The sequence below is a fragment of the Citrobacter sp. Cc139 genome (assembly GCF_030334645.1).
GTDB classification, from domain to species: domain Bacteria; phylum Pseudomonadota; class Gammaproteobacteria; order Enterobacterales; family Enterobacteriaceae; genus Citrobacter; species Citrobacter werkmanii.
In genome coordinates this window covers 1-24538 of record NZ_JAOWDM010000057.1, presented here as the reverse complement: position 1 = coordinate 24538, position 24538 = coordinate 1, and the positions used below count along the sequence as shown (strand labels likewise).

Genomic DNA, 24538 nt, shown 5'->3' with positions numbered 1-24538 from the left:
CATCTACAAAAGCAAAACGCCACGTAAAAACGTGGCGTTTTCAGATGATGCCAGAATCAGGAACGCTTCATCATATCGAAGAAGTCGTCGTTGGTCTTGGTCATCGCCAGCTTATTAATGAGGAATTCCATCGCGTCGATTTCACCCATCGGATGGATGATTTTGCGCAGGATCCACATTTTCTGCAGCTCTTCCTGGGTGGTGAGCAGCTCTTCTTTACGGGTACCGGAACGGTTGTAGTCGATAGCCGGGAAGACGCGTTTTTCAGCAATCTTACGAGAGAGGTGCAGTTCCATGTTGCCGGTACCTTTAAACTCTTCGTAGATAACTTCATCCATTTTAGAGCCGGTATCGATCAGCGCAGTCGCGATGATGGTCAGGCTGCCGCCCTCTTCCACGTTACGCGCAGCACCGAAGAAACGTTTCGGACGGTGCAGGGCGTTAGCGTCCACACCACCAGTCAGAACTTTACCGGAAGCCGGAACTACGGTGTTATAAGCACGCGCCAGACGGGTGATGGAGTCAAGCAGAATGATAACGTCTTTCTTGTGTTCAACCAGACGCTTCGCCTTCTCGATGACCATTTCCGCAACCTGAACGTGACGGGAGGCGGGTTCGTCAAAAGTAGACGCAACAACTTCACCTTTCACCAGACGCTGCATCTCGGTTACTTCTTCCGGACGTTCGTCAATCAGCAGCACCATCAGCACACAGTCTGGATGATTGTAAGCAATGCTCTGTGCGATGTTCTGCAGCAGCATGGTTTTACCCGCTTTCGGCGGAGCGACGATCAGACCGCGCTGACCACGACCGATCGGCGATGCCAGATCCAGTACGCGCGCCGTTAAGTCTTCAGTAGAACCGTTACCACGTTCCATACGCAGACGAGAGTTTGCGTGCAGCGGGGTTAAGTTCTCAAAGAGGATTTTGTTACGGGCGTTTTCTGGTTTGTCGTAGTTAACTTCGTTAACTTTCAACAGCGCAAAGTAGCGTTCACCTTCTTTCGGCGGGCGAATCTTACCAGAAATGGTATCACCAGTGCGGAGGTTGAAACGGCGGATTTGGCTGGGAGAAACGTAGATGTCATCAGGACCGGCGAGGTAGGAGCTGTCTGCAGAGCGGAGGAAACCAAATCCGTCCTGCAATATCTCCAGCACACCGTCACCAAAGATATCCTCGCCACTCTTTGCGTGCTGCTTCAGGATGGCAAAAATAATGTCCTGCTTGCGCATACGAGCCAGGTTTTCAAGGCCCATATTTTCGCCGAGAGTGATCAGCTCAGAAACCGGCGTATTCTTTAATTCGGTAAGATTCATAATGGTGTGAGTTCTTAAACTTGGGGTAAATCTCGAACTTAATGTTGTGAATGGTATGGCAGGGTCATCCATGCCTGTTTACGGCCATCGACTCATGTCTGTTCGCTGTCTGGTCACAGGAAAGTACGCAGAACTGAAACGACAAGACGGATTGAGTGATAAGGCCCTGAATCTGTCCACTTCTCGCGCGAGAAACTACGGGAAGTATGGGATATAACCAGATTCAAACTTAATAAGGTATGTTTAATACGAAGTCAACACTAACTTAGCACGACTCAAGTCGGGCGTCCAGTCATCCGAATCAATTCGAAGTATGGTCGCCCGATCATGAGACTTCCTTACGCCAAATTCGCGTCGAGGAATTCTTTCAACTGACCTTTGGACAGTGCGCCGACTTTAGTCGCCGCTACTTCGCCGTTTTTAAACAACAGCAGGGTCGGGATACCACGAATACCATACTTCGGCGCGGTGCCTGGGTTTTGGTCAATGTTCAGTTTAGCAACCGTCATTTTGCCCTGATATTCGTCAGCGATTTCATCCAGAATCGGAGCGATCATTTTGCACGGACCGCACCACTCTGCCCAGAAATCAACAAGGATCGCTCCGTCCGCTTTGAGTACATCCGTGTCAAAACTGTCGTCAGTCAGGTGAATAATTTTATCGCTCATATATAACTCCACAGGAATAAGCCTGGCGTGTTGGTGTAGGCTGTTGGTGTAGCATTAACCAACTAAAGGTTGACTTTATTTCACCGGATACGCTTTCGTAAAGCAATAGTAAGCTGATATTCTACCACACTATGAGCAAAACACATTTAACAGAACAGAAGTTTTCCGACTTCGCCCTGCACCCAAAGGTGATAGAAGCCCTTGAAAATAAAGGGTTTCATAACTGCACGCCCATTCAGGCCCTCGCGCTGCCGCTAACGCTGGCAGGTCGTGATGTTGCAGGGCAGGCGCAAACCGGTACCGGAAAAACGATGGCGTTCCTGACGTCAACGTTTCATTATCTTCTCTCTCATCCCGCGATTGCCGATCGCAAGGTGAACCAACCGCGTGCGTTAATTATGGCGCCAACGCGTGAGTTAGCCGTGCAAATCCACGCCGATGCCGAGCCGCTGGCACAGACCACCGGTCTGAAATTAGGCCTGGCTTATGGCGGCGACGGTTACGACAAACAGCTGAAAGTGCTGGAAAGCGGCGTCGATATTCTTATCGGCACCACCGGTCGTCTCATTGACTATGCAAAGCAGAACCACATTAACCTGGGCGCGATTCAGGTCGTGGTGCTGGATGAAGCCGATCGTATGTACGATCTGGGCTTTATTAAAGATATCCGTTGGCTGTTCCGTCGTATGCCGCCAACCACCCAACGTCTGAACATGCTGTTTTCTGCAACCCTCTCTTATCGCGTCCGCGAACTGGCGTTCGAACAAATGAATAACGCTGAGTATGTGGAAGTCGAACCAGAGCAGAAGACAGGTCACCGCATTAAAGAAGAACTCTTCTATCCTTCCAACGAAGAAAAAATGCGTTTATTGCAAACGCTGATTGAAGAAGAGTGGCCAGATCGCGCCATCGTCTTTGCTAACACCAAGCATCGTTGTGAAGATATCTGGGGCAGCCTCGCTGCGGATGGTCATCGCGTCGGCCTGCTGACCGGTGACGTGGCGCAGAAAAAACGCCTGCGTATCCTGGATGAGTTCACCCGTGGCGATCTCGACATTCTCGTTGCGACTGACGTGGCCGCGCGTGGCCTGCATATCCCAGCCGTAACGCACGTCTTTAACTATGACCTGCCGGATGACTGTGAAGATTACGTTCACCGTATCGGTCGTACGGGTCGTGCTGGCGCAAGCGGTCACTCTATCAGCCTGGCCTGCGAAGAATACGCGCTGAATTTACCTGCAATCGAGACCTATATCGGCCACTCGATTCCGGTCAGCAAGTACAACCCGGATGCGCTAATGACCGATCTGCCGAAGCCGCTGCGCCTGACGCGCCCGCGTACAGGTAATGGTCCACGTCGTACCGGTGGCGCTCCGCGTAATCGTCGTCGTTCAGGTTAAGAAAAGTTATGCCATACACAAAATCATTCAGCCTTTATCAAGGCGGCAAGAAAACGAATCCCGATGAGCTTACTGTAAGTGATTCGGGTGAGAGAACGCAGCCAACACAGATACAGGTTGAAGGATGAAGTGTATGAACTCTACCTCGTTGTATGCGGCAATCGATCTCGGCTCCAATAGTTTTCATATGCTGGTCGTACGCGAGGTGGCGGGAAGCATCCAGACGCTCACGCGTATTAAACGCAAAGTGCGTCTGGCCGCTGGACTCAATAGCGACTACGTTCTCTCCGCAGAGGCGATGGAGCGCGGTTGGCAATGTTTGCGCCTGTTTGCTGAACGCCTGCAGGATATACCTCAACCACAAATCCGCGTGGTCGCCACGGCAACATTACGCATCGCCGTAAATGCCGATGTGTTTATCACCAAAGCGCAAGATATCCTCGGCTGTCCTGTCCAGGTCATTAGCGGCGAAGAAGAAGCACGACTGATTTATCAGGGTGTAGCCCACACTACCGGCGGGGCCGATCAGCGTCTGGTCGTTGATATTGGCGGCGCCAGCACTGAACTGGTTACCGGCTCCGGCGCACAAACGACGTCCTTGTTTAGCCTGTCAATGGGCTGCGTCACCTGGCTCGAACGGTATTTTACCGATCGTAATCTGGCGCAGGAAAACTTCGACCAGGCCGAGCAGGCTGCGCGCGAAGTGCTGCGTCCGGTCGCTGACAAACTGCGTTTTCATGGCTGGAAAGTCTGCGTTGGTGCTTCTGGTACCGTCCAGGCGTTGCAGGAAATCATGATGGCGCAAGGCATGGATGAGCGTATCACGCTGGCGAAACTTCAGCAGCTAAAGCAGCGAGCCATTCATTGTGGCCGTCTGGAAGAGCTGGAAATTGAAGGCTTAACGCTGGAACGTGCGCTGGTTTTCCCCAGCGGGCTGGCGATCCTGATTGCCATTTTCACCGAACTGAATATTCAGTGCATGACCCTTGCTGGCGGCGCATTACGTGAAGGGCTGGTCTATGGCATGCTACATCTGGCGGTGGATCAGGATATTCGCAGCCGCACGTTACGTAATATCCAGCGTCGATTCATGGTCGATACAGAGCAAGCGCATCGCGTTGCCATGTTAGCAACGAAATTCCTCGATCAAGTCGAAAATAAGTGGCATCTGGAAGCAATTAGCCGCGAACTGCTGATTAGTGCCTGCCAGCTGCATGAAATTGGGTTGAGCGTTGATTTTAAACAGGCACCACAGCATGCGGCTTATCTGGTGCGCAATCTCGATCTTCCAGGTTTTACGCCGGCGCAGAAAAAACTGTTAGCCACGTTGTTACTTAACCAGACCAATCCGGTCGATCTCTCTTCGCTCCATCAGCAAAACGCCGTGCCACCGCGCATCGCGGAGCACCTTTGCCGTTTGCTGCGTCTGGCGATTATTTTCGCCAGCCGTCGCCGCGATGATTTGGTGCCGGAAATTCAGCTGGATGCAAGAGATGAGCACTTGACGGTCATACTGCCTGAAGGCTGGCTGGAACATCACCCGCTAGGTAAAGAGCTCATCGATCAGGAAAGCGAGTGGCAAAGCTATGTCCACTGGCCGCTGGAAGTACGTTAATCGTTGATTTGCCGGAAGGCGCTTGCGCTTATCCGGCCTACGGCTTCGCTTTCGCCTTTGCCATCATCGCCCGAATATTGGCAATACTGGCCTGCCCTTTTTGCATCCGTTCCTCAGCGCTTACCACTTTACGCTCCTGTTCCCAGATAACGTCATCCTGTGGCAGTTCTAACAGGAAACGGCTCGGTTCCGGGCGTACCAGCTCACCGTACTGACGGCGTTCTTTACACAGGGTAAAGATGAGCTCTTTCTGCGCGCGAGTAATCCCTACGTAAGCCAGACGACGCTCTTCATCGATATTGTCTTCATCAATGCTGCTCTGGTGCGGCAAAAATCCTTCCTCCATTCCCACCATAAACACGTACGGGAACTCCAGCCCTTTCGAAGCATGCAGCGTCATCAACTGCACCTGATCCAGTTCTTCTTCGCTCTCTCCGCGCTCCATCATGTCACGCAGGGTAAAACGAGTAACCACCTGGGTCAGGGTCATTGGCTCTTCCAGCTCGCTGCCTTCCAGCATCTCTGTCATCCAGCTAAACAGCGTGTTGACGTTCTTCATGCGCATTTCTGCCGCTTTCGGACTCGGCGAGGTTTCATACAGCCAGGACTCGTAATCAATACCGTGGATAAGATCGCGTACGGCCGCAACGGGCTCACGCTCTGCCAGGCGCTGAATTTCACCCAACCAGTGCGTAAAACGGGTCAGTGAATCATATCCGCGTCCGGTCAGCGTCGAGCTCAGGCCCATGTCAAAACTGGCGGTAAACAGGCTTTTATTACGCGTCATCGCCCATTCGCCCAATTTCTGCAGCGTCGCCGGGCCAATCTCGCGCTTCGGCGTATTAACGATGCGCAGGAACGCGCTGTCGTCATCCGGGTTGCTGAGTACGCGTAGATAGGCCAGCAAGTCTTTAATCTCCGGACGAGAGAAGAACGAGGTACCGCCGGAAATTTTGTACGGGATGCGGTTCTGCATCAGGAATTTTTCAAACACCCGCGACTGATGGTTGCCGCGATACAGAATCGCATAGTCCTTATACTGCGTCTTATTAACGAAGTGATGGGCAATCAGTTCACCGGTGACGCGCTCCGCTTCATGCTCTTCGTTATTGGCGCTCAATACCTTAAGCTCCGCACCATAACCCAGCTCAGAAAAGAGCCGCTTTTCAAACACATGCGGGTTATTAGCGATAAGAATATTCGCCGCCTTGAGAATGCGCCCGGAGGAGCGATAGTTCTGCTCCAGTTTAACCACCTGTAAGGTCGGGAAGTCTTTACTCAGCAGCACCAGGTTCTGCGGGCGTGCGCCGCGCCAGGAGTAGATCGACTGATCGTCATCGCCCACGACGGTGAAGCGTGCCCGTTTCCCCACCAGCAACTTCACCAGCTCGTACTGACTGGTGTTGGTATCCTGATATTCATCCACCAGCAGATAGCGGATTTTATTCTGCCAGCGCTCGCGCACTTCTTCATTGCGCTGAAGCAGCAGCGTCGGGAGCAGGATCAGATCGTCAAAATCGAGAACGTTACACGCCTTCATATGGGCGTCATACAAACCATAGCAGTGGGCAAAAATACGATCGCGTTCGCCCTTCGCGCTGGCTGCCGCCTGCGCCGGGGTCATCAGATCGTTTTTCCAGTTGGAGATTGTCGAGATCAGCTGTTGGAGAATAAGCTTATCGTCTTCAATTAGCCCTTCGGTCAGTTCCTTAAGCAGGGCCACCTGGTCGGTATCGTCAAACAGCGAGAAGTTCGACTTCATCCCCAGCGCCGCATATTCGCGCTTAATGACATCCAGTCCCAGTGTGTGGAAAGTGGAGATCATCAACCCACGTGCTTCTTTACGCCCCAGCGTTTGCGCCACGCGCTCTTTCATCTCGCGCGCAGCCTTATTGGTAAAGGTTACGGCCGCAATATGTCGTGCCTGGTAGCCACATTCACGAATCAGATGCGCGATTTTATTGGTGATAACACGCGTCTTACCGGAACCAGCTCCCGCCAGCACCAGGCAAGGTCCGGTGACGAATTCGACGGCTTGTTGTTGTCCGGGGTTCAAACGCATAGAGGATTGCTCAATCTGTAAACACGGGGAGGTGGATTGTAGCAGAAAGAGGGGGAGAAAGAGTAACTGGCTACCCCTACGGGTAGCCAGAAAATCGGGTCAATCAGGAGACCGTCGCGGCAAGCGGTGTATAGCCATTTCGCTGCGCACTTTTGATCCAGCCGTACGCTCCCATGACAGCAATCGCAGTCAGGAGGACATACTCAAGCGACATGGCGTAAACGCCCTGCACCGCGTATATAACCACGCTAATGACATCGATAAGTACCCATAGCAGCCAGTTTTCAACATATTTACGCGTCATCAGTACCATGGCCGCAATCGACAATACCAGCATGGTGGAATCCCAGAACGGGAAGGCATCGGGCTGGAGGTCAGGCATAGCGACCTGCATACCAAATGTTTGCAGCAGGGCAATCATGATGCGGGTGAGCGCCGAAAACACCGGGTCGATAAACAGCGTCATCAGAACTATCGCCACCGCGCATACGCTGCCCAGTACCAGGGTTTGCTGGCGGGAAAGCCAACGTACTTTGAGCGCAGCTTCCTGCGCCTCGTTTTGCCGGCTCCACGCATACCAGCCGTAAATGTTAGCGGCGAAGAAAAACACCTGCAGCAGCAGGCTGGCATAGAGCTGAATCTGGAAGAAAATCGCCGCAAACAACGTGACGTTAATCAAGCCAAACAGGTAATTGATGATTTTTTCCCGGCTGGCACACCAGATACATAACAGACCAAATACGGTACCAATGGCTTCAATCCACGATAGCGCATACCCGCCTTCGCCGAGAGGAATGTTGACCATCACATTGTTAATGCTAAAAAAGTCCATCACTGACCTCCTGACTGGCTGACGGAATAAATGGCGCGGAGCGCCAGGGCAATTTGCCGTTCTTCACCCTGCTGGCACAACGCGTCCTGCTGGACATAATCATTGATGCTGCTATCCAGACAACCGTTGTGGGCCACCACCACGTTGAGTAATGACGCCGTACGTAACCCTCGCAGCGCGCCGATAGTCATCAGAGCGGCGCTCTCCATATCCGCGCCCAGAACGCCGAGCGCCGACCACTGCGCATCCAGTTCTGCTTCCCGATCGGTATAAAAACTGTCGTGGCTACGCACCAGGCCGCACACGGCGGGGATATTCATCTGGCGAGCCTGCGCCATCAGTTCCCAGGTTAACTGCGGGTCGGCGCAGGCCGGATAGCCTGCTGGCGCATAGGTACGGCTGGTCCCGTCATCCGTTACTGCGGCATGGGCGATAATCACGTCACCGAGCGCAAGATTATCCTGCAACGCCCCACAGCTACCGATACGAATCAGGGTTGTTAGGCCGATCTGGCGCAGTTCTTCAATGGCAATCGCCGTAGACGGCCCACCGATCCCGGTAGAGAGCACCAAAATCTCGACGCCCTGATACCAACCTCGCGCGGCGCGAAACTCCCGGTTTTGACCAAGCTGTTCTGGGTTATCAAGAAAATTGACGATGCGGTCCACCCGCAACGGATCGCCCGGCAGCAGCGCATAGCGTGCGCCGGTCATCTCCTTGCTTAACTGGATATGGGGTTGCAGCGACATTCTCGCGCCTCCTTCACTCTTGCGGTTATCCGATATCAGCCTCCTGCTTTAACTTTTCAGGGACTAACAACACAATGCTTTCACCATCGGTATCAATAATCTGTAACGCTTTCAGATCATGTAAAATACGATTAATACTACGGGTCGTCGCCGCCAGCTCCTCGCTGAGGTTTAGCTTATCCAGCAAGATTGCGTTGGTGCCATCTTGTTGATAACGCAGCCATAACGCCTGACATACTCGCTGATGCAGCGAGTAAAGATTGTCGCTGCTGGCCTTTTTTGACAGCTGATAATATTGCTGACTAAAGAAGCGCAGCATCCGCTGGTTAAAATGGTTATCTAAGGCCAGCCAGCAGCAAAAATATTCCTGCGACAAACTCAGGAGCTGCACATGCCCTACCGCCACCACCGAACAGATGTAATGACGTGACTCAAAGATCTCGAGCTCACCCAGCATGTCGCCTTTCCGGTAGCGGGCCTGACGATAACGACGTCCATCTTCAGCCTCATAGAACACATCCACTTCGCCGGCAATAATCAGCGAAAAGCGCTGACATATTTCCCCCTGCCGGCAAATAAAGTCTCCACGCGGGATCTCTTCAAAGCGCCATTGCTGCATGATTTCCAGAGGGCAATATTTCAGTAATTCATAAAGCTGTGGATCGCGAACAATATCACTAAGCCCGGAAAGCCAGCCGACTGAAAATTCAGGTTTTTTCATTGTATCCATGTTATCTCGCTCCACAGCGGTAGGGACAGGACGGCTGTCCGTGACAAGAAGGAACAGGACAGATAAAAATGTCGCTCATCTCTCGCTTCCATACATCAGGCGAGACATCTGTCCCGTGATGGCGAAGAGTATATGTTCACGGCGAAGGCGGATGATAAAGTAACGAGATATCTTTGAGACATGAGAACAAAATAATGGCTAAGAGCGCGGCAGCCCTGCACATCCTGGTAAAAGAAGAAAAACTTGCTCTGGAGATCCTGAGCAAGCTGGATCGCGGTATTAGCTTCGATCACCTGGCAAAACGCTACTCTCGCTGCCCATCCGGGCGCAACGGCGGCGATTTGGGTGAGTTCAAACAGGGGATGATGGTCGGGCCATTTGATGCCGCCGTGTTTAGCTGCCCACTGCTTAAACCTTACGGGCCGGTCAAAACCAAATTCGGCTATCACATCATCAAGGTGCTGTATCGCCGATAAGCCATGCTAAAATCGCCAGCCTTATATATTCCCTTTTGAAGGCACGATCATGGCAAAAACAGCAGCAGCAGTGCATATCCTTGTAAAAGAAGAGAAACTGGCACTGGATCTTCTGGAGCAGATTAAAAACGGCGCCGACTTCGGCAAACTGGCTAAGAAGCATTCCATCTGCCCATCGGGCAAACGCGGCGGCGATTTAGGTGAATTCCGCCAGGGCCAGATGGTGCCGGCGTTCGACAAAGTGGTCTTCTCCTGCCCGGTGCTGGAGCCGACCGGCCCGCTGCATACCCAGTTCGGTTACCACATCATCAAAGTGCTGTACCGTAACTAATAAAAAGCCCGGTGTGTTTAAACACCGGGCTTTTTTTTGCCGGATGGCGCAACGCTTATCCGGCCTACGTAATGGTCACTTTATTGTAGGCCGGATAAGGCGTTCACGCCGCCATCCGGCGATTCCAGCAGCCTCTTATCCAGCTACCGCAATGCGCTTCATATCGGTCATGTAGCCACGCAGCTTCTGGCCTACTTTCTCAATAGCATGACCGCGAATCGCGTCGTTCACGTCGCGCAACTGCGCGTTGTCTACCGCGCCTTCGGCAATCGCTTTGCCCAGATCGCCGGTCTGCAGCGTAGTCATAAACTCTTTCAGCAGCGGTACGCAAGCGTAAGAGAACAGGTAGTTACCGTATTCTGCGGTATCGGAGATAACCACGTTCATTTCATACAGGCGCTTACGGGCGATGGTGTTGGCAATCAGCGGCAGTTCGTGCAGTGATTCGTAGTAAGCAGATTCTTCGATGATGCCGGAATCGACCATGGTTTCGAACGCCAGCTCAACGCCCGCTTTCACCATCGCAATCATCAGCACGCCTTTATCGAAGTACTCCTGCTCGCCGATTTTACCTTCATACTGCGGCGCGGTTTCGAACGCGGTTTTGCCGGTCTCTTCACGCCAGGTCAGCAGTTTCTTATCGTCGTTGGCCCAGTCAGCCATCATGCCGGAAGAGAATTCGCCGGAGATGATGTCATCCATATGCTTCTGGAACAGCGGCGCCATGATCTCTTTCAGCTGTTCAGACAGCGCGTAAGCACGCAGTTTCGCCGGGTTAGACAGACGGTCCATCATCAGGGTGATACCACCCTGCTTCAGCGCTTCGGTGATAGTTTCCCAGCCGAACTGAATCAGTTTTTCGGCGTATGCCGGGTCGGTGCCTTCTGCCACCAGCTTGTCGAAGCACAGCAGAGAACCGGCCTGCAGCATGCCGCACAGGATGGTCTGCTCGCCCATCAGGTCAGATTTCACTTCCGCCACGAAAGAAGATTCCAGTACGCCCGCACGGTGACCGCCAGTGGCCGCAGCCCAGGCTTTAGCAATCGCCATACCTTCGCCTTTCGGATCGTTTTCCGGGTGAACGGCGATCAGCGTCGGAACACCGAAACCACGTTTGTACTCTTCGCGGACTTCGGTACCCGGGCATTTCGGCGCCACCATCACTACGGTGATGTCTTTACGGATCTGCTCGCCCACTTCGACGATGTTGAAACCGTGGGAATAGCCCAGCGCCGCGCCATCTTTCATCAGCGGCTGTACGGAACGCACCACGTCAGAGTGCTGTTTGTCCGGCGTCAGGTTAACCACCAGGTCAGCCTGCGGGATCAGCTCTTCGTAGGTACCCACTTTAAAACCGTTTTCGGTCGCTTTACGCCAGGAAGCACGCTTCTCAGCAATGGCTTCTTTACGCAGGGCATAAGAAATATCCAGACCGGAGTCACGCATGTTCAGGCCCTGGTTGAGACCCTGAGCGCCACAGCCGACGATGACCACTTTTTTACCCTGAAGGTAGCTCGCGCCGTCGGCGAATTCGTCGCGGCCCATAAAGCGGCATTTACCCAGCTGCGCCAGCTGCTGGCGCAGATTCAGTGTATTAAAGTAGTTAGCCATGATGGTGTACTCCGTGATGTTGTGTGTCGTTACTCTATGGATTTCGAGTTACAGGAAGGCGGCAAGACAGCGATTCCCCGGGAGCTTACTCAAGTAAGTGACTGGGGTGAGCTGACGCAGCTAACGTGCCTGCAACTTGAAAGACGACGAGTATATTGTTCGGTTCGCTTTTGCGAGAATGTACCCACATTACAACAGGAAATTTATTGCGGAAATTGATATATTCACAACGTTACGTTGCAATTTATGCAATATAGAACCGTGAGGTGAAATAGGTGGATTTACGCGATCTGAAAACCTTCCTGCATCTGGCGGAAAGCCGCCACTTTGGCCGCAGCGCGCGGGCGATGCACGTCAGCCCCTCCACGCTCTCCCGGCAAATTCAGCGGCTGGAAGAGGACCTCGGTCAGGCGCTGTTTGTGCGTGATAACCGCACGGTCACGCTGACCGAAGCAGGGGAAGAACTGCGGGTATTTGCCCAGCAAACGTTGTTGCAGTATCAGCAACTGCGCCACACCCTCGATCAGCAGGGGCCATCACTTTCTGGTGAACTGCACATTTTCTGTTCGGTGACGGCGGCTTATAGCCATCTGCCGCCGATCCTCGATCGTTTTCGCGCCGAGCATCCCTCCGTCGAAATTAAGCTCACCACCGGCGACGCCGCCGACGCCATGGACAAAGTGGTCACCGGCGAGGCCGATCTGGCGATTGCCGGTAAGCCGGAAACGCTGCCCGGCGCGGTGGCGTTTTCCATGCTGGAGAATCTGGCGGTGGTGCTGATCGCCCCGGCGCTGCCCTGCCCGGTGCGCAATCAGGTTTCCGTCGATAAGCCCGACTGGTCAACCGTGCCGTTTATCATGGCCGACCAGGGGCCGGTGCGCCGTCGTATTGAGCTGTGGTTCCGTCGCCACAAAATCAGTAACCCGCAGATTTACGCCACCGTCGGCGGCCATGAGGCGATGGTCTCGATGGTAGCGCTAGGCTGCGGCGTGGCGCTGCTGCCGGAAGTTGTGCTGGAAAACAGCCCGGAGCCGGTGCGCAATCGCGTGATGATTTTAGAGCGCAGCGACGAAAAAACGCCGTTTGAACTGGGCGTCTGCGCGCCGAAAAAGCGGCTGCATGAGCCGCTGATCGATGCCTTCTGGAAGATTGTGCTGGAGCGTAAAATCGCCGAGTAGTGCCAGCGTCTGGCCTAAAATCAGTGGTAGATTCAGTATTGGCACTCCTTTTCTGTATAATGTCCCGTGCCATAATAGATGTGGGGGGCTTGTTAACCATGTCGTTAAGCAAGCCAGAACAGACGGTGTCATTGCGCACTTGACAGCGAAAATACAAACTTAATTAGCCATCATTATGATAATCAAACCAAAAATTCGTGGATTCATCTGTACAACGACCCATCCGACTGGCTGCAAAGTCAATGTGGAAAAACAGATCGAGTACGTTAAGCAAAACGGGAAAATTGAGAACGGTCCTTCCCGCGTGCTGGTGATCGGTGCTTCCACCGGTTACGGCCTGGCATCCAGAATTTCCGCCGCCTTTGGCAGCGGTGCCGCCACTATCGGCGTATTTTTTGAAAAACCGGGCACGGAAACCAAACCAGGTTCCGCGGGCTGGTATAACTCTGCCGCCTTCGATGAGGCTGCCAAACGTGAAGGTCTGTACTCCAAAAGCATCAACGGCGACGCGTTCTCTGACGAGTGCCGCGATGAAGTTATCAAACTGATCAAAGAAGATCTTGGCCAAATCGACCTGGTGGTTTACTCACTGGCGTCCCCGGTGCGTAAAATGCCGAAAACCGGCGAAATCGTTCGTTCTGCGCTGAAGCCGATCGGCGAGGTTTACACCTCTAAAGCGATTGATACCAACAAAGATCAGATCATCACCGCCAGCATTGAGCCGGCAACCGAAGAAGAAGTTCAGAACACCGTTACCGTCATGGGCGGCGAAGACTGGGAACTGTGGATGGGTGCGCTGAGCGAAGCAGGCGTGCTGGCTGACGGCGTGAAAACCGTGGCTTATTCCTACATCGGTACCGACCTGACCTGGCCAATCTACTGGCACGGCGCGCTGGGCAAAGCGAAAGAAGACCTCGACCGCGCGGCGGGTGAACTGCGTAAGCAGCTGGCACCGCTCAACGGTTCCGCTAACGTTGCCGTCCTGAAATCGGTTATCACGCAGGCATCTTCTGCTATTCCGGTGATGCCGCTGTACATCTCCATGGTCTTCAAGCTGATGAAAGAGCAAGGCATTCACGAAGGTTGCATCGAGCAGATCAACCGTCTGATGACCACCAGCCTGTACGGCGATAAAGTGGCGCTGGATGACAATCAACGCATCCGTATGGATGACTGGGAACTGCGTGACGATATTCAGCAAGCCTGCCGCGACCTGTGGCCGCTGATCACCACCGAAAACCTGACGCAGGAAACTGACTATGCAGGTTACAAGCAGGAATTCCTGAACTTGTTCGGTTTTGCCCTCGACGGTGTGGATTACGATGCGGACGTGAACACCGAAGTCGAATTCGAAGTCATCACGCTGTAATACTCTGATTCAGATATAAAAAAGGGTTCATGTCTCCATGAACCCTTTTTTTATGGCCGCCGTTAGCCCGCGAGGAAGAAGCGGAACGCCGGGTTATTCGTCTCGTCGTGGCACTCATAGCCCAGTTCATTGAGCCGGGTTTCAAAGTCCGGTTCATTCTCGCCCAGTTCAAACGCCGCCAGTACACGGCCATAGTCGGTACCGTGGCTACGGTAGTGGAATAGCGAGATATTCCAGTGCGTTCCCAGGGTGTAGAGGAACTTCAGCAGCGCGCCCGGTGATTCCGGGAACTCAAAGCTATAAAGGCGCTCTTGCAACGGCTTAGAAGGACGGCCGCCGACCATATAGCGCACATGCAACTTGGCCATTTCATCATCTGACAGATCCACCACGCTGTAACCGCCGTCTTTGAGTAGGCTAAGGATTTCCTTGCGCTCCTCAACGCCACGGCTCAGCCGCACGCCCACGAAGATGCAGGCATCTTTGGCGTCAGCAAAGCGATAGTTGAACTCGGTCACCGAACGCCCGCCCAGCAGTTGGCAGAACTTCAGGAAGCTGCCCTTCTCTTCCGGAATCGTCACCGCCAGCAGCGCCTCGCGCTGTTCGCCCAGCTCGCAGCGTTCGGAAACGTAGCGCAGACCATGGAAGTTCACATTAGCGCCGGACAGCACATGCGCCAGACGTTCGCCGCGAATATTGTGCTGGGCGATGTATTTCTTCATCCCCGCCAGCGCCAGCGCCCCGGAAGGTTCCGCCACCGCGCGTACATCTTCAAACAGGTCTTTCATTGCCGCACAGATAGCATCGCTATCGACTGTGATAATGTCGTCGAGATACTCCTGGCACAGACGGAAGGTTTCATCGCCGATGCGTTTGACCGCCACACCTTCAGCAAAGAGACCGACGCGTGGCAGATCCACCGGATGACCGGCATCCAGCGCCGCTTTCAGGCAGGCTGAATCTTCGGCTTCGACAGCGATCACTTTGATCTGCGGCATCAGCTGTTTAATCAGCACCGCCACGCCCGCCGCCAGACCACCGCCGCCAACTGGCACAAAGACGCGGTCAAGGTGAGCATCCTGCTGAAGTAACTCCAGCGCCAGCGTGCCCTGCCCGGCAATCACCATCGGGTGATCAAACGGCGGCACCCAGGTAAAGCCCTGCTGCCGGGAAAGCTCAATCGCTTTGGCTTTGGCTTCATCAAAGTTGGCGCCGTGCAGCAGAACTTCACCGCCGAAGCCGCGAACGGCGTCGACTTTGATATCCGCGGTCGCCACCGGCATCACAATCAGCGCCTTCACGCCTAATCGCGCAGAGGAGAAAGCCACACCCTGTGCGTGATTACCTGCCGATGCGGTAATGACGCCATGCGCTTTTTGCTCTTCAGTCAGGCCTGCCATCATCGCGTAGGCCCCGCGCAGCTTGAAGCTGTGCACCGGCTGTCTGTCTTCGCGCTTGACCAGAATCACGTTATCGAGGCGCGAAGAGAGTTTTTCCATTTTTTGTAGCGGCGTTACCTGCGCCGCTTCGTAAACCGGCGCGCGCAGTACCGCTCTCAGATACTCGGCGCCCTCAGGGGCACCGGACAAGGGTTGTGAATCCGCCATGGTCATTAACCTCCCAGCTTCGATTTATCGCGCACCGCGCCTTTGTCGGCACTGGTGGCCAGACTGGCATAGGCGCGAAGGGCAAAGGAGACCTGACGCTCACGGTTCTTCGGCGTCCACGCCTGATCGCCGCGGGCTTCCTGCGCTTCACGACGGGCGGCGATTTCCGCATCACTCAGTTGCAGTTGAATACCGCGATTCGGGATATCGATAGCAATCATATCGCCGTCTTCGATGATCGCGATGTTGCCGCCGCTGGCCGCTTCCGGGGAAACGTGGCCGATAGACAGGCCGGAGGTGCCGCCGGAGAAGCGGCCATCGGTGATCAGCGCACAGGCTTTACCGAGGCCCATCGATTTCAGGAACGTGGTTGGGTAGAGCATTTCCTGCATGCCCGGCCCGCCTTTCGGCCCTTCGTAGCGAATCACCACCACGTCGCCTTCGACCACTTTACCGCCGAGGATAGCCTCAACCGCCTCGTCCTGGCTTTCGTAGACTTTCGCCGGGCCGGTAAATTTGAGAATACTGTCGTCAACACCTGCGGTTTTTACGATACAGCCATTTTCCGCGAAGTTGCCGTACAGCACCGCCAGACCGCCATCCTTGCTGTAAGCGTGCTCCAGCGAGCGGATACAGCCTTCGGCGCGATCGTCATCCAGCGTATCCCAACGGCAATCCTGCGAGAACGCCTGGGTGGTGCGGATGCCCGCCGGACCAGCGCGGAACATTTTTTTGACCGCCTCATCCTGGGTCACGGCGATGTCGTACTGCTCCAGCGTCTGCGGCAGAGAGAGACCAAGGACGTTTTTCACGTTGCGGTTCAGCAGCCCAGCACGATCCAGCTCACCTAAAATGCCCAAGACGCCGCCGGCGCGGTGAACGTCTTCCATATGGTATTTCTGCGTACTTGGCGCCACTTTACACAGCTGCGGCACTTTACGAGACAACTTGTCGATATCACTCATGGTGAAGTCGATTTCTGCTTCCTGCGCCGCCGCCAGCAGATGCAGAACGGTGTTAGTGGAACCGCCCATCGCGATATCCAGCGTCATGGCGTTCTCAAACGCCGCTTTACTGGCAATGTTACGCGGCAACGCCGAGGCATCATCCTGCTCGTAATAACGTTTGGTCAGCTCAACGATGCGTTGACCTGCGGTGAGGAACAGCTCTTTACGGTCGGCGTGAGTCGCCAATAGCGAGCCGTTGCCCGGTTGTGACAGGCCCAGCGCTTCGGTCAGACAGTTCATCGAGTTGGCGGTGAACATCCCGGAGCAGGAGCCGCAGGTTGGGCAGGCGGAACGTTCAACCTGCTCACTCTGCGAGTCGGAGACTTTCGGGTCCGCGCCCTGAATCATCGCGTCAACCAGGTCAAGCTTGATGATTTTGTCGGAAAGCTTGGTTTTCCCGGCTTCCATCGGACCGCCAGAGACGAAGATCACCGGAATATTCAGGCGCAGCGAGGCCATTAACATACCGGGGGTGATTTTGTCGCAGTTGGAGATGCAGACCATCGCGTCGGCACAGTGGGCGTTAACCATGTACTCAACGGAGTCGGCGATCAGCTCGCGGGACGGCAGTGAATAAAGCATGCCCCCGTGGCCCATAGCGATACCATCATCCACCGCGATGGTGTTGAACTCTTTCGCCACACCGCCTGAGGCTTCGATTTGTTCGGCAACCAGCTTACCGAGATCGCGCAGGTGTACGTGACCCGGCACGAACTGGGTAAAGGAGTTCACCACAGCGATAATCGGCTTGCCGAAGTCGGCGTCGGTCATCCCGGTGGCGCGCCACAGTGCGCGGGCACCCGCCATATTGCGGCCGTGGGTGGTGGTGGCAGAACGATACTTAGGCATGCTTGATTAACTCCCGTCTGTCTTTCCCCTGCATACTTCACGCCGCAGGTGCGTTGGCTGCCTCGCTCACCCCAGTCACTAACTACAGTAAGCTCCTGGGACTTGCTGCGTTGCCGTCTTCCTGCAACGTGAATTATTTTGGGGAAATATTAATATTGTTATTGGTTTACTGAATCCAACCAGCCGTATTTGTCTTCCGTTTCACCGGTAAAGAGGCCGAAGAAGGCCTGCTGGATGCGTTTGGTGACCGGACCGCAGCGGCCTTCGCCTACCTGAATACCATCTACGCTGCGTACTGGCGTGATTTCCGCCGCGGTACCGGACATAAACACTTCGTCGGCCAGGTAAAGCGATTCACGGGACAGCACCTGCTCACGCACTTCGATATCAAGATCTTTCGCCAGTTTAATGATGGCATCACGGGTGATACCCGGCAGCGCGGAAGAGGTAAATGGCGGGGTAAACAGAATGCCATCTTTAACTTCAAACAGGTTCTCGCCCGCGCCTTCGGAAATGTAGCCATTCACGTCCAGCGCAATACCTTCCTGATAACCATGACGACGCGCTTCGCTACCCACCAGCAGCGAAGACAGATAGTTACCGCCCGCTTTAGCAGCCGTAGGGATGGTGTTCGGCGCAACGCGGTTCCAGGAAGAAACCATCGCATCGATCCCCTGTTCCAGCGCTTCTGCGCCGAGGTATGCCCCCCACGGGAACGCGGCGATGATCACATCAGTGGTGTAACCCGCTGGCGGGTTAACGCCCATCCCGACATCGCCAACAAATACCAGCGGACGAATATAGGCGCTGGTCAGGTTGTTTTTGCGGATCACTTCGCGGCAGGCTTCCATCAGTTCATCAACGCTCTGAGAGACCGGAAAACGGTAGATCTTGGCTGAATCACGCAGACGCTGCATATGTTCACGATGACGGAACACCACCGGCCCTTTGTGAGAATCGTAGCAACGGATGCCTTCAAATACAGAAGTACCGTAGTGCAGAGCGTGGGACATCACGTGAACCTTCGCGTCTTCCCAACGAATCATCTCGCCATTAGACCAAATGTAATCAGCTTTTTTCGTCGTCATTTTTCTTCCTTTTGCGCTCAGGCGCGGATTTGTTGTGATGTGGTTGTGCTCTGGCAGATAGCAACATGTGCAACGTCTACCAGCTTACTTAACTGACTAAACAGTAAGTCGACCGACCGGGGGCTGGCAACGGTCAATTCGATATTTATATTCTGCGCATCGCTGGCGGCTGCCATATTCATGGAGCACACCTGAAAACCACGATGGCGTACCACGCGTAAAACACGTTCTAACGTTTCCGGATTGAAACGAGCCTCAACGGCGACCTGATGTTGCATCATGATAATTTCTCCAGCATTTCTGAGTTACTGGCGCCAGGCGGCACCAGAGGCCAGACATTCTCAAGTTCGTCGATTGAGACATGAAGCAGGTATGGCCCCTCGCTGTTCAGCATGGTGTCGAGTGCCGCTTCAACCTGGTCTTTACGGGTGATGTGCTGACCAGGTATGCCGAAGGCGCTGGCCAACATGAGAAAATCGGGGTTATCGGTAAGGGTGGTTTCGCTATAACGTTCCTGGAAAAACAGCTGCTGCCATTGTCGCACCATGCCCAAGCGCTGGTTGTCGAGTAAGACTATCTTCAGCGGCAACTGCCTGCGTTTTACGGTGCCCAGTTCTTGTACATTCATCATGAAAGAACCGTCACCGGAGATACAGATTACCGTATCGTTCGGACGAGCCACCTGCGCGCCAACAGCAGCTGGCAGGCCAAAGCCCATCGTACCCAAACCGCTGGAGGTGATGAAATTTTCCGGGCGGGTATAGGTCATATGCTGCGCGGACCACATTTGATGCTGACCAACATCCGTCGTCACCACGCTATCTGCTGGTTTGCGTTCAGACAGCTGTTTTAACAACAGCGGCGCGTAGATAGCGTCACCCGGATGATCATAGCGCCAGGCATGTTCTGCGCGCAGCTCTGCACAGAACTGACGCCATGCGTCGATCTTCAGCGGTTGTTGTAATGCCGGCAACAGCGAATTTAAATCGCCCTGCAACGCGACGTGTGCCTGACGCAGCTTATTCATTTCTGCCGGGTCGATATCCATATGGATGACGCTGGCGTTAGGCGCGAAAGTATTCAGCTTACCGGTTACCCGGTCATCAAAACGTGCGCCCACTGCGATCAGTAAATCACTCTCTTGCACCGCGAAATTCGCCGCCTTAGTACCGTGCATTCCCAGCATGCCCAAATAGTACGGGTAGTCAGCATTTACTGCGCCCAGGCCTTTCAGCGTGCAAGCGACCGGTATTTGGGTAAGCGCGATAAACTCACGCAGGGCAGAGACCGCCTGCGCCATACCCACGCCACCACCTACGTACAGGATGGGTTTTTGCGCCTGAGCCAGCATTTTACGCGCCTGCTCAACGTCAGCATGCGGGAAAGTCTCTACGTTTCCGACGGTCGTGAAATACGGTTCCAGCGTACCGCTGGCTAACTGGATATCTTTTGGGATATCGACCAGAACGGGGCCCGGACGACCAGAGTTCGCCACGTCGAAAGCTTCTGCCATGATGCGCGGCAGTTCCTCCAGTGACTGCACCAGGAAACTGTGCTTGGTGCAAGACAGAGACATACCGAGAACGTCCACTTCCTGGAACGCATCCGTTCCGATGAAAGGTGATGCAACCTGGCCGGTGATCGCCACAACGGGGACAGAATCTAACAGCGCATCGGCAAGACCGGTGATCAGGTTGGTCGCGCCTGGGCCGGACGTAGCGATACAAACACCGGTTTTACCCGTAGCACGAGCATAACCAATCGCCGCCATCGCCGCGCCCTGCTCATGTCGACACAACAGGTGTTCTACGCCGCCGTCATATAACGCATCATAAACCGGCATAATTGCGCCACCGGGATAACCAAAGACGGTTTGAACCCCTTGTGCACGCAACGCATGTACCACCCACTGTGCCCCATTCATAGTTACATCCCCGCCGTAAATCTTGAGAAACAGAATTTTATGCTACCGTTCACTTTCTGCTCCTCGTGTATGTTTTTAAGGTCAAAAAAAACCCCCGGACCTTTCGGTGCGGGGGTCTTAGTTCGTTAAGGCTTGTTTTCTAAGCCTTTCCTCGTCCAAGTGCAGCCCCGCACGGTGGGATAATAATCACCACCACGCTAATCACGACCAGGCTAATCACTCGTAGAAGGGCTGTCATTTTTATATTTTCTTGCATCTTGTTCGAAGGAATACCTAAAGAGTTACCATAGAATTTGCAAATAACACAAGAATTTTTTTTATTCGTTTTTCTGACCCCGGTAACGGTTTTGATAAATCGCCTTGTTTTTTATATAAAAAATTAAAAAATGAAAATATTTCACGTTTCAGGTCATGCTTGAGCACACACTCCCCCGCGACAACACCTCATAAATACGTTTGCGAGCGTTATCCCTGGTTTCATGCAAAAGATTTAATTTGCAGAAAAATACGTGAATCAGCACCTAAAATCCGCGATAAAGTTAAATTTTGCCGTGATGCATTACCGCATAATGCCTTCATCAGGAGGGGTTATGTCACTATCGATTGTTCATACACGCGCCGCGCTTGGCGTGAATGCGCCAGCCATTACCATTGAGGTACATATCAGCAATGGTCTACCTGGTTTAACCATGGTGGGATTGCCAGAAACAACGGTGAAAGAGGCCCGCGATCGGGTTCGCAGCGCGATTATTAATAGTGGGTATGAATTCCCGGCGAAGAAGATAACCATTAACCTCGCTCCTGCCGATCTTCCCAAAGAAGGAGGGCGATATGATTTACCTATCGCAGTTGCGCTTCTGGCCGCTTCTGAGCAGCTTACAGCCCATAATCTCGATACCTACGAGCTTGTAGGCGAACTAGCGCTTACAGGCACGCTACGCGGCGTTCCAGGAGCGATTTCAAGCGCAACCGAAGCAATACGAGCAGGCAGGAGAATTATTGTCGCAAAAGAGAATGCCGCTGAAGTTGGACTGATACATGGTGAAGGGTGTCTGATTGCCGATCACCTACAGTCCGTATGCGCATTTCTCGAAGGGAAGCATGATTTAGACAGACCGTTATCTGCAGACTTCACACCAGAGCCATTAGCCGATGATCTGAGCGATGTCATCGGTCAGGAACAAGGCAAACGCGGGTTGGAGCTCACTGCGGCTGGCGGTCACAACCTGCTGCTTATCGGCCCTCCGGGGACGGGAAAGACCATGCTGGCCAGTCGCCTCAGAGGACTACTCCCGCCGCTTAGCAACGATGAGGCACTAGAAAGTGCTGCGATACTCAGCCTGGTCAATTCCACTACGATACAAAAACAGTGGAAGCAGCGCCCCTTTCGCTCACCGCATCACAGTGCTTCATTAACCGCCATGGTAGGTGGCGGGTCTATTCCTGCGCCGGGAGAGATCTCTCTGGCGCATAACGGCATACTATTCCTGGATGAATTACCTGAGTTTGAGCGACGTACGTTGGATGCCCTGCGTGAACCTATCGAGTCCGGGCAGATCCATTTATCCCGCACTCGGGCTAAAATAACCTACCCTGCACGCTTTCAACTCATTGCTGCAATGAATCCAAGCCCAACGGGTCATTATCAGGGGAACCATAACCGCTGCACCCCAGAGCAGACGCTGCGTTACCTCAATCGATTATCAGGACCGTTTCTTGACCGTTTCGATCTCTCCCTCGAAATCCCTTTGCCTCCGCCAGGCATACTCAGCCAGAGTGCGATGAAAGGGGAAGATAGTGCAACGGTGAAGCAACGCGTTATCGCCGCACAAGAGCGTCAGTATCGGCGGCAAAATAAGTTAAACGCGCATCTGGACAGTCAGGATATACATGAATATTGCCGACTTCGCAGTGATGATGCGCAGTGGCTTGAAGAGACATTAGCGTATCTCGGATTGTCTATCCGCGCCTGGCTGCGATTGATAAAGGTCGCCCGAACCATCGCGGATCTCGAGCAATGTGATCATATTACCCGTCAGCACTTGCAGGAGGCCGTTGGGTATAGAGCGATAGACAGGTTACTCATTCATTTGCAGAAACTACTGACATAAAAAAAGGGCTTTCGCCCTTTTTTATTAATCATCAGATTCGGTGTAGTCTTCTGCACCTTCCACCTGAGGTTTCCCACCAGACAACGTATGGAAACGTTTTGGACGCTTAATACGCGTCATATACTTAGACCATACGCGTTCGGCTTCGGTAACCGGTTCACGTTCACCACGGCATACCGCAACAAACAGTTTTTCTTCTTCCGTTACCGGCTCACGTTTGCCCAGATCCAGCTCGTTGAAAGCATAACCGTGACGCTCAAGCAGTTGTGCTTCTTTAATGGTGAAATCACCATGACGGGAGAATCCGCGGGGATAATATTTATTGTCGAAATATCGATTAGTCGTCGTAAAGCTTTCCGCCATCCTGCACGCTCCTAATTCTTTGGCCGAGCTATTTATGGCGCGGAGTATTAGTTACGCTTGACAGAGCGTCAAACAAAAGATTTAAATCATCACGACAAATAATTTTATGGAGCGAGTTGTGGATACGGAATTGTTAAAAACTTTCCTGGAGGTTAGCCGGACACGCCACTTTGGCAGGGCTGCTGAAGCGCTCTATCTGACCCAATCGGCGGTTAGTTTTCGGATCAGACAACTGGAAAATCAATTGGGTGTAAATCTGTTCACCCGACACAGAAACAATATCCGTTTAACCGCGGCGGGTGAGAAATTATTGCCTTACGCTGAAACGCTGATGAACACATGGCAAGCAGCGCGCAAGGAGGTCGCGAATACCTCGCGGCATAACGAGTTTTCAATTGGTGCCAGCGCATCCCTTTGGGAATGTATGCTTAATGACTGGTTAAGGCGTTTGTATCAGTCACAGGAACCACAAACCAGCCTGCAGTTTGAAGCGAGAATCGCTCAACGGCAGTCGTTAGTAAAGCAGCTACATGAACGACAGCTTGATCTGCTGATCACCACCGAAACGCCCAAAATGGACGAATTTAGCAGCCAACTGTTGGGATATTTCACGCTGGCGCTCTATTGCAGTTCACCTTCACAAACCAAAGATGAACTGAATTACCTACGCCTGGAATGGGGACCCGATTTTCAACAACACGAAGCAGGACTGATCGCGGGGGATGAAGTGCCGGTACTTACCACCAGTTCGGCAGAACTGGCCAGGCAGCAACTTTCTGTCCTTAAGGGCTTTAGTTGGTTGCCCGTTAACTGGGCTAAAGCCAAAAGCGATCTACACACGGTTACCGACAGCACAACGCTGTCACGTCCTTTATATGCAGTCTGGCTGCAAAACAGCGACAAACATGCCCTTATTTGCGATCTGCTAAGAACAAGTATTCTGGAAGATTAAAGAAAGCACTGGCAAGGATGCCGGAAGCAATACAGCAGAAAGGCACAGCTCAAATTGCAGATAAAAAAAATCCTTAGCAAGGATGCTAAGGATTGTTTCTGGCAGGGGCGGAGAGACTCGAACTCGCGACACCCGGTTTTGGAGACCGGTGCTCTACCAACTGAGCTACGCCCCTAAATTTTTTTATCATTAAGCCTGCTTAGTAGCAGGCTTAATTTTCTAATAAGTGGCGGAACGGACGGGACTCGAACCCGCGACCCCCTGCGTGACAGGCAGGTATTCTAACCAACTGAACTACCG

Annotated in this window: 23 protein-coding genes and 1 tRNA gene; 8 read left to right on the top strand and 16 right to left on the bottom strand. The window is 53.4% G+C overall.

Annotated elements, in window-relative coordinates:
* Positions 1 to 56: 56 nt before the first annotated feature.
* The 3 genes from rho to trxA all read right to left on the bottom strand — a co-directional run bounded on the left by rho (position 57) and on the right by trxA (position 1984).
* Positions 57 to 1316 carry a transcription termination factor Rho gene (rho, locus tag OGV69_RS02010; RefSeq protein WP_002437993.1) on the bottom strand — a complete coding sequence of 420 codons (1260 nt, stop codon included), beginning with the start codon at positions 1314 to 1316 and terminating at the stop codon, positions 57 to 59.
* 78 nt (positions 1317 to 1394) lie between these two features.
* Positions 1395 to 1496, bottom strand: a complete 102-nt coding sequence (locus OGV69_RS02005; protein WP_110496374.1) for a rho operon leader peptide — start codon at positions 1494 to 1496, stop codon at positions 1395 to 1397.
* Between the two features lie 158 nt (positions 1497 to 1654).
* Entirely contained in the window at positions 1655 to 1984 is a 330-nt protein-coding gene (trxA, locus tag OGV69_RS02000; RefSeq protein WP_069325097.1) for a thioredoxin TrxA, read from the bottom strand.
* Between the two features lie 131 nt (positions 1985 to 2115).
* On the opposite strand from trxA, the gene rhlB reads away from it, so the two are divergent.
* Together rhlB and gppA are read left to right on the top strand one after the other, a co-directional pair.
* Entirely contained in the window at positions 2116 to 3384 is a 1269-nt protein-coding gene (rhlB, locus tag OGV69_RS01995) for an ATP-dependent RNA helicase RhlB (protein ID WP_003829013.1), read from the top strand.
* A gap of 133 nt (positions 3385 to 3517) precedes the next feature.
* Complete coding sequence (gene gppA, locus OGV69_RS01990; protein WP_069325098.1) at positions 3518 to 4999, top strand: guanosine-5'-triphosphate,3'-diphosphate diphosphatase; 1482 nt, start codon at positions 3518 to 3520, stop codon at positions 4997 to 4999.
* 37 nt (positions 5000 to 5036) lie between these two features.
* Here gppA and rep read toward each other — a convergent pair whose 3' ends face one another.
* The 4 genes from rep to OGV69_RS01970 form a co-directional block, all read right to left on the bottom strand.
* On the bottom strand, positions 5037 to 7061 hold the full coding sequence (gene rep / locus OGV69_RS01985; protein ID WP_069325099.1) for a DNA helicase Rep: 2025 nt from the start codon (positions 7059 to 7061) through the stop codon (positions 5037 to 5039).
* A 103-nt stretch (positions 7062 to 7164) separates the two neighbouring features.
* Positions 7165 to 7893 carry a nicotinamide riboside transporter PnuC gene (gene pnuC / locus OGV69_RS01980; protein ID WP_069325100.1) on the bottom strand — a complete coding sequence of 243 codons (729 nt, stop codon included), beginning with the start codon at positions 7891 to 7893 and terminating at the stop codon, positions 7165 to 7167.
* Entirely contained in the window at positions 7893 to 8642 is a 750-nt protein-coding gene (locus tag OGV69_RS01975) for a nucleoside phosphorylase (RefSeq protein ID WP_038634590.1), read from the bottom strand. The genes pnuC and OGV69_RS01975 overlap by 1 nt, the downstream gene beginning before the upstream one ends.
* Positions 8643 to 8667: 25 nt before the next feature.
* The gene (locus tag OGV69_RS01970) at positions 8668 to 9372 is read right to left on the bottom strand and encodes a Crp/Fnr family transcriptional regulator (protein WP_069325101.1); all 705 of its coding nucleotides are present in this window, start codon (positions 9370 to 9372) and stop codon (positions 8668 to 8670) included.
* 194 nt (positions 9373 to 9566) lie between these two features.
* On the opposite strand from OGV69_RS01970, the gene ppiC (OGV69_RS01965) reads away from it, so the two are divergent.
* Together ppiC (OGV69_RS01965) and ppiC (OGV69_RS01960) are read left to right on the top strand one after the other, a co-directional pair.
* Positions 9567 to 9848, top strand: a complete 282-nt coding sequence (ppiC, locus tag OGV69_RS01965; RefSeq protein ID WP_038634595.1) for a peptidylprolyl isomerase PpiC — start codon at positions 9567 to 9569, stop codon at positions 9846 to 9848.
* Between the two features lie 49 nt (positions 9849 to 9897).
* Positions 9898 to 10179, top strand: a complete 282-nt coding sequence (gene ppiC / locus OGV69_RS01960; protein ID WP_003017999.1) for a peptidylprolyl isomerase PpiC — start codon at positions 9898 to 9900, stop codon at positions 10177 to 10179.
* 135 nt (positions 10180 to 10314) lie between these two features.
* Here ppiC (OGV69_RS01960) and ilvC read toward each other — a convergent pair whose 3' ends face one another.
* Positions 10315 to 11790, bottom strand: a complete 1476-nt coding sequence (gene ilvC, locus OGV69_RS01955; protein WP_069325102.1) for a ketol-acid reductoisomerase — start codon at positions 11788 to 11790, stop codon at positions 10315 to 10317.
* A 275-nt stretch (positions 11791 to 12065) separates the two neighbouring features.
* Here ilvC and ilvY point away from each other — a divergent pair, with 275 nt between their 5' ends.
* Together ilvY and fabV are read left to right on the top strand one after the other, a co-directional pair.
* Entirely contained in the window at positions 12066 to 12968 is a 903-nt protein-coding gene (ilvY, locus tag OGV69_RS01950; protein WP_038634600.1) for an HTH-type transcriptional activator IlvY, read from the top strand.
* Between the two features lie 175 nt (positions 12969 to 13143).
* A complete protein-coding gene (fabV, locus tag OGV69_RS01945; RefSeq protein ID WP_038634603.1) occupies positions 13144 to 14337 on the top strand; it encodes an enoyl-ACP reductase FabV in 1194 nt (397 codons plus the stop codon).
* Positions 14338 to 14399: 62 nt separating this feature from the next.
* Here the strand turns inward: fabV and ilvA are convergent, their stop codons facing one another.
* The 6 genes from ilvA to ilvL form a co-directional block, all read right to left on the bottom strand.
* Complete coding sequence (gene ilvA / locus OGV69_RS01940) at positions 14400 to 15944, bottom strand: threonine ammonia-lyase, biosynthetic (protein WP_038642902.1); 1545 nt, start codon at positions 15942 to 15944, stop codon at positions 14400 to 14402.
* A 5-nt stretch (positions 15945 to 15949) separates the two neighbouring features.
* Positions 15950 to 17800, bottom strand: coding sequence for a dihydroxy-acid dehydratase (ilvD, locus tag OGV69_RS01935; protein ID WP_038634606.1), 1851 nt, complete (start codon positions 17798 to 17800; stop codon positions 15950 to 15952).
* 158 nt (positions 17801 to 17958) lie between these two features.
* Positions 17959 to 18888: a branched-chain amino acid transaminase gene (locus tag OGV69_RS01930; RefSeq protein WP_003829030.1), complete on the bottom strand. Its 930-nt coding sequence runs from the start codon at positions 18886 to 18888 to the stop codon at positions 17959 to 17961.
* A 17-nt stretch (positions 18889 to 18905) separates the two neighbouring features.
* Complete coding sequence (gene ilvM, locus OGV69_RS01925) at positions 18906 to 19169, bottom strand: acetolactate synthase 2 small subunit (RefSeq protein WP_038634609.1); 264 nt, start codon at positions 19167 to 19169, stop codon at positions 18906 to 18908.
* Positions 19166 to 20812, bottom strand: a complete 1647-nt coding sequence (gene ilvG, locus OGV69_RS01920) for an acetolactate synthase 2 catalytic subunit (protein WP_069325103.1) — start codon at positions 20810 to 20812, stop codon at positions 19166 to 19168. Before ilvG ends, ilvM begins: the two co-directional genes overlap by 4 nt.
* Before the next feature lie 139 nt (positions 20813 to 20951).
* A complete protein-coding gene (gene ilvL, locus OGV69_RS01915; protein WP_001311244.1) occupies positions 20952 to 21050 on the bottom strand; it encodes an ilv operon leader peptide in 99 nt (32 codons plus the stop codon).
* Between the two features lie 352 nt (positions 21051 to 21402).
* Between ilvL and OGV69_RS01910 the strand changes: the two genes are divergently transcribed.
* Entirely contained in the window at positions 21403 to 22923 is a 1521-nt protein-coding gene (locus OGV69_RS01910; RefSeq protein WP_069325104.1) for a YifB family Mg chelatase-like AAA ATPase, read from the top strand.
* A 24-nt stretch (positions 22924 to 22947) separates the two neighbouring features.
* Here OGV69_RS01910 and maoP read toward each other — a convergent pair whose 3' ends face one another.
* Positions 22948 to 23286 (bottom strand): macrodomain Ori organization protein MaoP, encoded by a 339-nt coding sequence (gene maoP, locus OGV69_RS01905; protein WP_003018025.1) that lies wholly within the window; start codon positions 23284 to 23286, stop codon positions 22948 to 22950.
* 106 nt (positions 23287 to 23392) lie between these two features.
* Here maoP and hdfR point away from each other — a divergent pair, with 106 nt between their 5' ends.
* Positions 23393 to 24238, top strand: coding sequence for an HTH-type transcriptional regulator HdfR (hdfR, locus tag OGV69_RS01900; RefSeq protein WP_087856748.1), 846 nt, complete (start codon positions 23393 to 23395; stop codon positions 24236 to 24238).
* Between the two features lie 99 nt (positions 24239 to 24337).
* On the opposite strand, the gene OGV69_RS01895 is transcribed toward hdfR, so the two are convergent.
* A tRNA-Trp gene (locus OGV69_RS01895) sits at positions 24338 to 24413 on the bottom strand.
* Between the last annotated feature and the right edge of the window lie 125 nt (positions 24414 to 24538).

Coding starts and splice junctions, on each gene's coding strand:
- ppiC (WP_038634595.1), top strand. CDS start 9,567: ATGGCTAAGAGCGCGGCAGCCCTGCACATCCTGGTAAAAGAAGAAAAA.
- ppiC (WP_003017999.1), top strand. CDS start 9,898: ATGGCAAAAACAGCAGCAGCAGTGCATATCCTTGTAAAAGAAGAGAAA.
- hdfR (WP_087856748.1), top strand. CDS start 23,393: ATGGAGCGAGTTGTGGATACGGAATTGTTAAAAACTTTCCTGGAGGTT.
- ilvC (WP_069325102.1), bottom strand. CDS start 11,790: ATGGCTAACTACTTTAATACACTGAATCTGCGCCAGCAGCTGGCGCAG.
- rho (WP_002437993.1), bottom strand. CDS start 1,316: ATGAATCTTACCGAATTAAAGAATACGCCGGTTTCTGAGCTGATCACT.
- gppA (WP_069325098.1), top strand. CDS start 3,518: ATGAACTCTACCTCGTTGTATGCGGCAATCGATCTCGGCTCCAATAGT.
- ilvM (WP_038634609.1), bottom strand. CDS start 19,169: ATGATGCAACATCAGGTCGCCGTTGAGGCTCGTTTCAATCCGGAAACG.
- fabV (WP_038634603.1), top strand. CDS start 13,144: ATGATAATCAAACCAAAAATTCGTGGATTCATCTGTACAACGACCCAT.
- ilvL (WP_001311244.1), bottom strand. CDS start 21,050: ATGACAGCCCTTCTACGAGTGATTAGCCTGGTCGTGATTAGCGTGGTG.
- OGV69_RS01910 (WP_069325104.1), top strand. CDS start 21,403: ATGTCACTATCGATTGTTCATACACGCGCCGCGCTTGGCGTGAATGCG.
- rep (WP_069325099.1), bottom strand. CDS start 7,061: ATGCGTTTGAACCCCGGACAACAACAAGCCGTCGAATTCGTCACCGGA.
- ilvD (WP_038634606.1), bottom strand. CDS start 17,800: ATGCCTAAGTATCGTTCTGCCACCACCACCCACGGCCGCAATATGGCG.
- trxA (WP_069325097.1), bottom strand. CDS start 1,984: ATGAGCGATAAAATTATTCACCTGACTGACGACAGTTTTGACACGGAT.
- OGV69_RS01970 (WP_069325101.1), bottom strand. CDS start 9,372: ATGGATACAATGAAAAAACCTGAATTTTCAGTCGGCTGGCTTTCCGGG.
- rhlB (WP_003829013.1), top strand. CDS start 2,116: ATGAGCAAAACACATTTAACAGAACAGAAGTTTTCCGACTTCGCCCTG.
- OGV69_RS01930 (WP_003829030.1), bottom strand. CDS start 18,888: ATGACGACGAAAAAAGCTGATTACATTTGGTCTAATGGCGAGATGATT.
- pnuC (WP_069325100.1), bottom strand. CDS start 7,893: ATGGACTTTTTTAGCATTAACAATGTGATGGTCAACATTCCTCTCGGC.
- OGV69_RS01975 (WP_038634590.1), bottom strand. CDS start 8,642: ATGTCGCTGCAACCCCATATCCAGTTAAGCAAGGAGATGACCGGCGCA.
- ilvG (WP_069325103.1), bottom strand. CDS start 20,812: ATGAATGGGGCACAGTGGGTGGTACATGCGTTGCGTGCACAAGGGGTT.
- maoP (WP_003018025.1), bottom strand. CDS start 23,286: ATGGCGGAAAGCTTTACGACGACTAATCGATATTTCGACAATAAATAT.
- ilvA (WP_038642902.1), bottom strand. CDS start 15,944: ATGGCGGATTCACAACCCTTGTCCGGTGCCCCTGAGGGCGCCGAGTAT.